This window comes from Levilactobacillus brevis (assembly GCA_021383565.1).
In the GTDB taxonomy this organism is placed as follows: Bacteria; Bacillota; Bacilli; order Lactobacillales; family Lactobacillaceae; genus Levilactobacillus; species Levilactobacillus brevis_B.
In genome coordinates this window covers 792,192-803,203 of the sequence record CP079699.1, presented here as the reverse complement: position 1 = coordinate 803,203, position 11,012 = coordinate 792,192, and the positions used below count along the sequence as shown (strand labels likewise).

Genomic DNA, 11,012 nt, shown 5'->3' with positions numbered 1-11,012 from the left:
GCCTAATCGTATTATGATTAGGCAGCCTTTTTAATTCCGAATACTAGATGAATCCTTAATCTAAAGCTACTAAAACAACCGAATCCGTAGCTGACTCGCTTGATTACTTTGATTTTATTATTGATACCTTCCATTGGTCCATTAGAATAATTGTATTTTAGCGCATTGTACACAGATTCTTGGTGTTCTCTCAACGTATTTAACGGTGTTTCAAGCTCTTCGGAGTAATCATTCTTCTTGTCTAGAATGGTTACTAGTTTGGACGTGTGACGATACTTGACGGCTCGCCGAACGGTCTGTAAAAGCTCATACGCTTGGCGTAATTCATCATTGAAGCTGAGAATGTAATCGACCGTACTATTCTCAGTATTAATTCCTGAGAGATGAGTGAAATTATGATAGGCGTTGAAGTTCAGCTTTTCATTAGGTTTTAAGAGTAGTTTCCAGTATCGTTTTAAGATCTTATGTTTGATATTTGAATTGGCATAGGACTTCATTATACGAACTCTCACACGATTGAAACCACGCATTATAGAACTCACGATGTGGAACCTATCGGTTACCACAATCGCGTTTGGAAAAACGGTTTCTGTCAATTGCGGATACGTGTAATTCATATCTGTCACAATGATTTTCACGCCTTCTCGCGCAGCCTTAGTATATCGATTGAAGTATTTTTCGAGATCATACAGGGTTCGTGATTCAAGGATATCGATAAATTCGTTTCGCATACCGTCCATAAAGACAAAGCTCATTGCACCTTTGGCATCTTTGGTAGACTTGACTTCATCCATATTAATAACTGCTGGCAACCAGCTGTAATTTGTCTTAATATCCGGTTGGTAGCTACGCATGATTCGTAAAACACTCGTACTCGAAATGTTTAATTCGTTTGCGATATGCCGCATTGAAACCGTCTCACTGAGCTTTACTAAACACGAGATCCGGCTGACGTTAGAGATGGTGTGGTTTCGCTGAACCAACGACGTTTCTGCCAGAAAGTATTGATGGCATTGCTTACACTTGAAATTACGTTTTTCAAGGTGAAGTTTAACGTCTCGTTCAACGGCTTGTGGGAGTTTAACCGTGGTCCAACGCCAACCGTATTTGATAATGCTCTTCTGGTTCAAAACGCCACATTTAGGACAAGCTTTTGGACGGTAGTCTAAAAGTGCCTGTACCTTGAGTGGTCCCTTTACTTCTAAGGGATTCATTATTTTCAGTTTTTTGATATTAGGGTCTTTTATCCCCAGAATAATTTTAGTATCATTGGACATAGGATATAGTCACTTTCTTTCTCTTGAAATGTGGTAGTGGATGGACATAGATCTGCGACTATATCCCTTTTTTGTACCCATTTTTACTCTATACAGTATACAAAAATATCCGCTGCCAGTAACCAATTAAGTTGATTACCAACAACAGATATTTTAGAACCTAAATACGATTCGAGTGGTGAGCATTGACGTTCAGAATCGTTCTTGCCCCCAACACGGTCTATGCCGGCTCATTTCGACAGGTAGTCCCACCCGAACACATTTTTGATGAGTTAGTTGAGTTTTTAGACCGCGTTTGCTAGCATTAACACGTACAGGAGGTGACCGCCGTGGCTTCAGCAGTCGAACAATTTATGACGTATCTGCAGGGGGAGCGGCAATACTCACCCGAAACCGTCAAAGCCTATCAAGAAGACCTGGCCGAATTCAGCCAGTTCCTACGCGACAACGGCGGGGAGAAGCCCTGGACGCAGATTGACCAGCTAGACGTGGAGGTCTATCTCAGTAACCTTTATGACCATCACTACGCGCGAACCAGTATCGCGCGGAAGCTCTCAACGCTGCGGTCATTCTACAGTTTCTTGATGAGTAACGGGCTGGCCACGGACGACCCATTCGCCTACGTTCAGCTCAAGCACCATCAGAGTCATTTGCCACGATTCTTCTACGAGCGGGAAATGACCGCACTGTTTACGGCCGCCGCGGGCAATCCCAACCAGCAGTTGGCGACCCGGGATTCGGCGGTGCTCGAGGTGCTCTACGGTACGGGCATTCGGGTCAGCGAGTGCGTCAACCTCACCCTGCATGACATTGACTTTGACAACCGGATCATGTTGATTCACGGGAAGGGCAATAAGGAGCGCTACGTGCCGTTTGGCCACTACGCCAGCGACGCCCTAGCCACCTATTTCACAACGGCACGAACGCCACTGATGACGCGTTATCAGCAGCACCACGACTTCGCCTTCATCAACGCCCACGGTGGTCAACTGACCCCAGCTGGCGTGACCTACTTGCTGAACCAGATCATCAAACGCAGTAGCCTCACCAGCGAGATTCATCCCCACATGCTCCGGCACACGTTTGCCACGCATCTCTTGAACAACGGGGCAGACTTACGGTCGGTCCAGGAGCTACTGGGCCACAGTAGCCTGTCGACCACGCAAATTTATACACACGTCACGCGAGAACACCTGCAACGCGACTATCGCCAGTTCTTCCCGCGGGCAACTGAAGATCAGAATCACACGACACAATCATAAGGAGAGGTTCAACTATGCCAGTAAAATTTGAAGCAACGACCATCTGTGCGGTTCGGCACAACGGTCACAACGCAATGGCCGGTGACGGACAGGTCACGATGGGCGAAAAAGTTATCATGAAGGGGACCGCCCACAAGATTCGGCGGATCTACAACAACCAAGTCGTCGTGGGTTTTGCCGGCAGTGTTGCCGACGCCTTTAACCTTGAAGAAAAATTCGAAGGACAACTCAACGAATACAGTGGGAATCTGCAACGAGCCGCCGTCGAATTAGCCAAGCAGTGGCGTTCCGACCAAGCCTTACAGAAGCTAGAAGCCCTATTGATCGTCATGGACAAGGACGAAATGCTATTGGTTTCTGGTTCCGGTGAAGTCATCGCGCCCGACGACGATATTCTCGCCATCGGTTCCGGTGGTAACTTTGCCTTAGCCGCTGCCACGGCCTTACACCACCACGCCAAGGACATGAGCGCCAAGGAAATTGCCGAGAGCGCCATTCATATTGCCGGTGGTATCGATATCTTTACCAACGAAAACGTTATTTCTGAAGAACTTTAGTACTGGAGGACTGTACAGTGGACGCCATTAATAAAACACCTAAAGAGATTGTCGGCTTACTGGACCAATACGTCATTGGCCAGGATGAAGCTAAGAAGGCCATCGCCATTGCCTTACGGAACCGTTACCGGCGGATGCAACTGGACGCTAGCATGCAGGAGGAAATCTCCCCGAAAAACATGCTGATGATTGGACCAACCGGGGTCGGGAAGACGGAAATTGCCCGCCGGTTAGCTAAGATTGTTCACGCGCCTTTCACCAAGGTCGAAGCCAGCAAGTTTACCGAAGTTGGTTACGTCGGCCGGGACGTAGAATCCATGGTCCGCGACTTAGTTGAAGTCTCCGTTGCCATGGAGAAGCAGGACCAATTTAAGAACGTTCGGACCGACGCCACCCAAGCGGCCAACAAGCGCCTGGTCAAGTTACTGGCACCGGCTAAGAAAAAGGAAAACAAGAACAACAACGACTTCGCCAACATGATGAACATGTTCTCCCAGATGCAAAACGGCCAGATGCCAAGCGCACCGAACGAACAGGAAGAAGTCACCGACGAGATTCGTAACGAACGGTTATCCTTGACGGAGCAACTCAACCAAGGGTTACTGGAGAACCACACCGTTGAAATTGAGATGGACGACCCGCAACAGGCCAACGCCACGGACAACAATATGCTGGGCCAGATGGGGATCGATCTCAACGATACGTTGGGCGCCATCATGCCGAAGAAGCGGATTAAGCGGACCGTCACGGTAGCCGAAGCTCGGGAAATCCTGGTCAGCGAAGAATCTGAAAAGCTGGTCAACAATGCCGACATCAACCACGACGCCATCAAGCGGGCCGAAAACACCGGGATTATCTTCCTCGATGAAATCGACAAGATCACCAAAGGTAGCGGCCAAAATAGCGGCGACGTTTCCCGTGAAGGGGTTCAACGCGACATCCTGCCAATTGTTGAAGGGACGCAGGTCAAGACCAAGTACGGGACGATTGATACCGACCACATTCTGTTCATCGCGGCGGGGGCCTTTGCCGAATCCAAGCCAAGCGACCTCATTGCCGAACTGCAAGGCCGGTTCCCAATCCGGGTGGAATTAAACGACCTTAGCAAGCAAGACTTCGTGCGAATCCTGACGGAACCCAACAATGCCTTAATCAAGCAATACATCGCACTGATTGGCACCGACAACGTTAAAGTGACGTTTACCATGGAAGCAATTGAACGGATTGCCGAACTGGCCTTCGAACTGAACCACGAGAACCAAAACATCGGGGCACGGCGGTTACAAACCGTCCTAGAAAAGCTCCTGGAAGACCTGCTCTACGAGGGGCCTGACATGGGGACCGGCGATGTCACGATTACCGAAAGTTACGTCAACGATAAGATCGGCGATATCGTCCAGAACAAGGACTTATCCCGGTACATCCTATAAACAGATGTGAGGGTCAGGACGGTTGTCTTGGCCCTTTTGTGGCGAATACGGTATGATGAATGATAAGACAATAACCGAAGCAACTGGCGACAGGTGTCCGGCAGTCACGGTTGGCAACATTTCCGGTGGTAACCGTACCAACCGAACAATCGCAGGTTTAAAGTGGGAGGATTTTTGTGATGATTACGTTGAAGAATGATTATCTGACGGTCCAGATTAACCCGTTGGGCGCGGAATTAACCAGCGTCAAGGATAACGAGAGTGGTCTGGAATATATGTGGCAAGCCGATAAGGCCTACTGGGGACGGCACGCACCGATTCTCTTTCCCATCGTCGGTCGGCTGCAGGACAACCAGTACCGGCTAAACGGGCAAACCTATCATCTGACGCAACACGGCTTTGCTCGTGACCGAACGTTTACCGTGATTGACCAGACGACGACTCAGGCGAGCTTCGAACTGGCGGCCGACGACCAGACCAAGGCCCTGTACCCGCAGGACTTTATCTTGACGCTGTCCTACGAGTTGGTTGACCATCAGCTCAAGGTCAGTGCGACCGTGACCAATCCGACGACCGCACCCATGGTCTTTTCGTTTGGGGCCCATCCCGGATTCAATGTACCGTTTGGTGGGGCACCGGCCGACTTTACCGACTACCACGTCACCGTTTCACCTAAGAAGACCTATCAACGCGTCCCGCTGGTGGGACCGTATAGCGATACGACCCACAGTGTGCCACTGGATCTGACACAGCCACTGGCCTTACAGCACGACCTATTCGACCACGACGCGCAGGTATTGACGCTCGACAGCCACGAGACCACGGTCATGCTAAGCACACCGGCCGACGACCACGGCATCGCTTTGACGGTGGCGGCACCGTACCTCGGCATCTGGTCACCGTACCCTAAGCAGGCACCGTTCGTCTGCTTGGAACCGTGGTGGGGACTGGCCGATGACGTTCAGGCAACGGGTGACCTGACCAGCAAGGTGGCCATCCAGACGCTGGCCGGTCAGGACACGTTTAAGGCGGCCTACGCCATCACGTATTTCTAGAATCGAGACGCACGCCATTAAAAAGGGCTCCCAGCGACAAATGTCGTTGAGAGCCTTCCGTGTCCTTATTTAGCTTGACGCTTTTGATAGCCGTGACCGAACGGCACCAGGGATTCCGTTCCATTCTTGATCCGCTTGATGTTGGTCCGATGGCGGTAAAAGACGAAGATCGTCAGAACCAACGCAATCCCGGTCAGGTACCAGTCGTGAAAGCCCAGTGAAATCACCGTAATCAGCGAGAAGGCAATCATGCTGGCCAAACTAACCATGCTGGTCCAGTAGATCAGGCTGACCCACAGCCCAGCCGCAATCACAAACATAATAGGATTGTAGGCCAGCAGCATCCCCGCCGACGTGGCGACGGCCTTGCCACCCTTGAAGTGGTCAAAGACCGATACGGTATGCCCCAGTACGGCAAACAAGCCGAACAGTAGGGGGGTCGCCGTGCCCAACACCGTGGTCACGTGACCCCAGGTTGGCAGTAAGGTTGCCACGGTTCCCTTGGCAATATCGAGGACCATTACGACCGTCCCGGCATATGGCCCCAGCACCCGGTAGGTATTGGTCGTCCCAATATTCCCGGAGCCGGATTGCCGAATGTCGGTATGGAAGAAGGTCTTCCCCACCCAGACGCCATTTGGAATAGCCCCGAGGAGGTAGGCCACAATGAGTAACCCAATTAATTTCACACGTCATTCCTCCGCTCTTTCTCCCGGCGGCCATCACTGAAGACGTGACGGCCGCCACTAATAAGCTGCTCTATATTTTAGCATGTTTTAGCCGTTCCGCCAATTATATCAGGAAACTGGTCAGTTTTTGGTTTCCTGTGGTATGATAATGTGGTTACTGAAAACCCGCCCCATGCGATTTAAACGATTCATTTGAACATATGTTCGCATTGCGGTAAACTAAAGGGTATCGTAAAGTTAATTCGAAACTAGTAAAAGTAAAGGGGACTTACGCATGGCGAAAGCACAACCTAAATATGACGATTCCTCTATTCAAGTCTTGGAGGGATTGGAAGCTGTCCGTAAACGTCCTGGGATGTATATCGGCTCCACTGACGGCCGGGGGCTTCACCACCTGGTCTATGAAATTGTCGATAATGCCGTTGATGAAGCACTGGCCGGGTACGGTAAGGAAATCAACGTTACCATCCACCAGGACAACAGTATTACGGTCGTCGACCACGGCCGGGGTATGCCAGTGGGTATGCACGCTTCTGGGCTACCGACACCCGAAGTCATTTTGACGGTGCTACACGCCGGGGGTAAATTTGGCCAAGGCGGCTACAAGACTTCCGGTGGGCTGCACGGTGTGGGGGCCTCCGTGGTCAACGCACTGTCGAGTTCTTTGACCGTCACCATCGTCCGCGATGGCGTGCGTTATCAAGAAAAATTTGCCAAGGGGGGCCATCCCCAGGGCACGCTGGAAAAGAAGGGCAAGACGCGGGCTCATAACGGGACCACGATCACCTTCAAACCGGACAGTCAAATCTTCACCACGACCGTCTACAACTTTGGCACGTTGTCGGAACGCCTGCGTGAATCCGCCTTCCTGTTGAAAGGCGTCAAGATTACGCTGACTGACGAACGCGAGGGTCAGGAGAAGGCCGAAGAGTACCATTTTGAAGACGGTATCAAGGAATTTGTGAGTTATCTGAACGAAGACAAGGATACCCTCGGTGACGTCATGTACTTTGACGGCAAGAAGGATGGCATCGAGGTCGAAGTGGCCGCCCAATACAACGACGGATACACGGAAAACCTGCTTTCCTTCGTCAACAACGTACGCACCAAGGACGGTGGGACCCACGAGGTCGGCATGCGGAGTGGCTGGACCAAGGCCTTCAATGAATATGCCCGTAAGGTGGGTCTGCTGAAGGATCGCGATAAGAATCTGGAAGGGACCGACGTGCGAGAAGGCTTATCTGCCGTGATTTCCTTACGGATTCCGGAAAACCTGCTGCAATTCGAAGGCCAGACCAAGGAAAAGTTGGGGACGCCAGAAGCTCGGGCCACCGTGGATAGTATTATCAGCGAACAACTTGGTTACTACCTCATGGAAAACGGGGACTTCGGGAAGATGTTGATTCGCAAGTCGACTCAGGCCCGTCAAGCCCGTGAAGCTGCGCGCAAGGCCCGCGATGAGAGCCGTAATGGTAAGCGCCACAAGAAGCACGAGCGTCTATTGTCCGGTAAATTGACTCCCGCGCAATCCAAGAATTCGGCGAAGAACGAACTGTTCCTGGTCGAAGGGGATTCCGCCGGCGGGTCCGCTAAGCAAGGCCGTAACCGGAAGTTTCAAGCCATCCTGCCGTTACGGGGGAAGGTCTTGAACACCGAGAAGGCCAAGCTGCCCGATATTATGAAGAACGAAGAAATCAGCACCATGATCTACACCATTGGTGCGGGGGTTGGCGCCGAGTTTAACATTGAAGATGCCAACTACGATAAGATTATTATCATGACCGATGCCGATGATGATGGTGCGCACATCCAGATTCTGTTGCTCACCTTCTTCTACAAGTACATGCGGCCAATGATTGATGCCGGGCGCGTCTACATCGCCCTGCCACCGTTGTACCGGATCAAGACGACCGGCAAGAAGTCGACCATCGAATACGCCTGGACCAACGACGAACTCGACCAGAAGACCAAGAAGATTGCCAAACACGGCTACAATCTCCAACGGTTCAAGGGGTTGGGTGAAATGGACGCCGAACAGCTGTGGGATACCACCATGGACCCTGACAAGCGAACGCTGATTCGGGTTCAAATCGATGATGCCGCTTTGGCCGAACGTCGGGTCACCACACTCATGGGTGATAAGGTCGAACCGCGCCGGAAGTGGATTGAAAACAATGTCCAATTCACACTGGAAGACGATAACACCAGTCTGCTGGAAGCTTCGGAACCGGCAGAACCAACGGATAACTAACCGGTGAAAGGAGCACATATTTCGTGAGTGAAGGACAAAATATTCAAGAATTAACTCTGGAAGAAGTCATGGGCGACCGGTTCGGCCGGTATTCCAAGTCCATCATCCAGGAGCGGGCCCTGCCCGATATTCGCGACGGGCTCAAACCCGTTCAGCGCCGGATTTTATTTGCCATGAACAAGGACGGCAACACCTACGACAAGGGCTTCCGCAAGTCGGCGAAGTCCGTCGGTAACGTCATGGGGAACTTTCACCCCCACGGTGACAGCTCCATTTACGAGGCCTTAACCCGGATGAGTCAGGACTGGAAGGTTCGCGAACCCTTAGTCGAGATGCACGGGAACAACGGGTCAATGGACGGTGATCCGGCGGCCGCCATGCGGTACACGGAAGCCCGACTCAGTAAGCTTGCGGGGGAAATGCTACGAGACATCGACAAGGACACGGTTGAAATGGTTCTGAACTTCGATGACACCGAGTACGAACCCACCGTTTTACCAGCGCGTTTTCCCAACCTCTTAGTCAACGGGTCCACCGGGATCTCCGCCGGTTACGCCACGGAGATTCCGCCACACAACTTGGGCGAGGTCGTGGACGCGCTGGTCTACCTGCTCAGCCATCCCAAGGCTACCTTGGAAGAACTGATGTCCTTTGTTCAGGGGCCTGACTTTCCAACGGGCGGCATCATTCAAGGAAAAGACGGCATCGTTAAGGCCTACGAGACGGGCCGTGGTCGGGTAGTCGTCCGTTCGAAGACGGCCATCGAGCCGCTCCGGGGCAGCAAGAGCCAGATTATCGTGACCGAGATTCCCTATGAAGTCAACAAGGCCCAACTGGTCAAGAAGATTGACGAAATTCGTCTGAACAAGAAGGTTGAAGGCCTCGCCGAAGTCCGAGACGAAACGGATAGAGACGGCCTGCGGATCGCCATCGAATTGAAACGCGATGCCGATGCTCAGGGAGTCTTGAACTACCTGTTTAAGAATACCGAACTACAGATTACTTATAACTTCAACATGGTCGCCATCAATCACATGCGTCCCGAACACGTGGGCTTGAAGACCATTTTGACGGCCTACCTTGAACATCAACGAGACGTCATTACCAAACGGACCAAGTACGAGCTACAGAAGGCCTTGGACCGACAACACATCGTCGTTGGGTTAATCAAGGCACTGTCCATCTTGGACCAAGTGATTGCCACCATTCGCGCCAGTAAAGATCGCCGCGATGCCCGCGACAACCTGGTCAAAGATTATGACTTCTCGGAAAAGCAAGCAGACGCCATCGTGGCCCTGCAGCTCTACCGGTTGACCAATACCGATGTGACTCAGTTGCAGGCCGAATCCGACAAGCTGTCGGCGGCCATCGAACAGGACCACAAGATTTTGGCCGAACCCAAGACGTTAAATGCGGTTCTCCGCAAAGAACTCAAGGAAGTTGCCAAGACTTACCGGAACCCGCGGCGAACCGAGATTCAGGACCAAATCGAGGACTTGAAGATCAAGACGACGGTCACGGTTGCCGACGAAGAAGTCGTGGTACTGGTCAGTCATGACGGATATCTGAAGCGTTCTGGCGTCCGGTCGTACACGGCCTCCGATCCCGAAGACAACGGTTTGAAAGACGAGGATTATCCCATCTTCATGGAGAAACTCAGCACCCTTGACCACCTGATGATGTTTACCAGCAAGGGGAATCTGATTTACCGGCCAGTCCATGAGATCAGTGATGTGAAGTGGAAGGAAACCGGGGAACACATTTCCCAAACGATTGGCTTAGCCAGCGATGAAGAAATCGTCGCGACCTTTGCCTTTAAGTCGTTGAAGGAACCGGGTCGCTTCCTGATCGCCACCAGTGATGGCTACGTCAAGCAGACCGCCTTTAGCGATCTGACACCTGGTCGGACGTACAAGAGCCGGGCAGCCGTCTACGAAAAGCTCAAGCATGACGATGCCCGCGTCGTTCACGTGGCCTACCTGACCGAACCCGTTGACCAAGGCATCCTGCTGATTTCTAAGAACGGGTACGCGCTACGCTATCCGGTCGATGAGGTCTCCGTCAACGGTGCCCGGACGACTGGGGTGCGGTCGATGGATCTGCGCGACGATGACGAGGTGGTCAACCTCGCACTGGTCACCGACACCGATACCATTGCCATGATTACCCAGCGTGGGGGCTTCAAGCGCTTGGCGATGAAGGAACTTTCCGTTACCAGTCGGGCTCGACGGGGCGTGCTGGTCCTGCGTGAATTAAAACGTGATCCGCACCGCGTCGTTGACTTCATGACTATTCCGGCCGGCAATCCGCCGCTGGAAATCATGACCAGCCGCGAACGGACGCACGACGTCTTGCCAACGGAACACCCGCTGAGTGGACGTTACTCCAACGGCTCGTTTGTCGTCGATACGGACGTGGAAGGCACACCGGTCTCCCTGCGCGTCAAACCAACCGAACTGGTTCTCGACTAGATTAGTCGGTGATCGGCGAG

8 protein-coding genes are annotated in these 11,012 nt (G+C 52.1%); 6 read left to right on the top strand and 2 right to left on the bottom strand.

Annotated features, from left to right (window positions below; translation table 11 throughout):
- Positions 1–17 precede the first annotated feature (17 nt).
- On the bottom strand, positions 18–1,214 hold the full coding sequence (locus tag KB236_03820) for an ISL3 family transposase (protein ID UIF29870.1): 1,197 nt from the start codon (positions 1,212–1,214) through the stop codon (positions 18–20).
- Positions 1,215–1,606: 392 nt separating this feature from the next.
- Here KB236_03820 and xerC point away from each other — a divergent pair, with 392 nt between their 5' ends.
- From xerC to KB236_03800, 4 genes are all read left to right on the top strand, one after another.
- Positions 1,607–2,539, top strand: a complete 933-nt coding sequence (gene xerC, locus KB236_03815) for a tyrosine recombinase XerC (GenBank protein UIF29869.1) — start codon at positions 1,607–1,609, stop codon at positions 2,537–2,539.
- A 14-nt stretch (positions 2,540–2,553) separates the two neighbouring features.
- On the top strand, positions 2,554–3,096 hold the full coding sequence (gene hslV / locus KB236_03810; protein ID UIF29868.1) for an HslU--HslV peptidase proteolytic subunit: 543 nt from the start codon (positions 2,554–2,556) through the stop codon (positions 3,094–3,096).
- Positions 3,097–3,113: 17 nt separating this feature from the next.
- Positions 3,114–4,526, top strand: coding sequence for an ATP-dependent protease ATPase subunit HslU (gene hslU / locus KB236_03805; protein UIF29867.1), 1,413 nt, complete (start codon positions 3,114–3,116; stop codon positions 4,524–4,526).
- Positions 4,527–4,705: 179 nt separating this feature from the next.
- A complete protein-coding gene (locus KB236_03800; GenBank protein UIF29866.1) occupies positions 4,706–5,581 on the top strand; it encodes an aldose 1-epimerase family protein in 876 nt (291 codons plus the stop codon).
- A gap of 65 nt (positions 5,582–5,646) precedes the next feature.
- Here KB236_03800 and plsY read toward each other — a convergent pair whose 3' ends face one another.
- Positions 5,647–6,270: a glycerol-3-phosphate 1-O-acyltransferase PlsY gene (gene plsY / locus KB236_03795; GenBank protein ID UIF29865.1), complete on the bottom strand. Its 624-nt coding sequence runs from the start codon at positions 6,268–6,270 to the stop codon at positions 5,647–5,649.
- A 274-nt stretch (positions 6,271–6,544) separates the two neighbouring features.
- Here plsY and parE point away from each other — a divergent pair, with 274 nt between their 5' ends.
- Positions 6,545–8,521, top strand: a complete 1,977-nt coding sequence (parE, locus tag KB236_03790; protein ID UIF29864.1) for a DNA topoisomerase IV subunit B — start codon at positions 6,545–6,547, stop codon at positions 8,519–8,521.
- A 23-nt stretch (positions 8,522–8,544) separates the two neighbouring features.
- Complete coding sequence (gene parC / locus KB236_03785) at positions 8,545–10,992, top strand: DNA topoisomerase IV subunit A (GenBank protein ID UIF29863.1); 2,448 nt, start codon at positions 8,545–8,547, stop codon at positions 10,990–10,992.
- Positions 10,993–11,012 lie beyond the last annotated feature (20 nt).

Bases quoted from the DNA above. Each gene is read 5' to 3' on its own strand.
- KB236_03820 (UIF29870.1), bottom strand. From the start codon at position 1,214: ATGAATCCCTTAGAAGTAAAGGGACCACTCAAGGTACAGGCACTTTTA.
- hslV (UIF29868.1), top strand. From the start codon at position 2,554: ATGCCAGTAAAATTTGAAGCAACGACCATCTGTGCGGTTCGGCACAAC.
- KB236_03800 (UIF29866.1), top strand. From the start codon at position 4,706: ATGATTACGTTGAAGAATGATTATCTGACGGTCCAGATTAACCCGTTG.
- parE (UIF29864.1), top strand. From the start codon at position 6,545: ATGGCGAAAGCACAACCTAAATATGACGATTCCTCTATTCAAGTCTTG.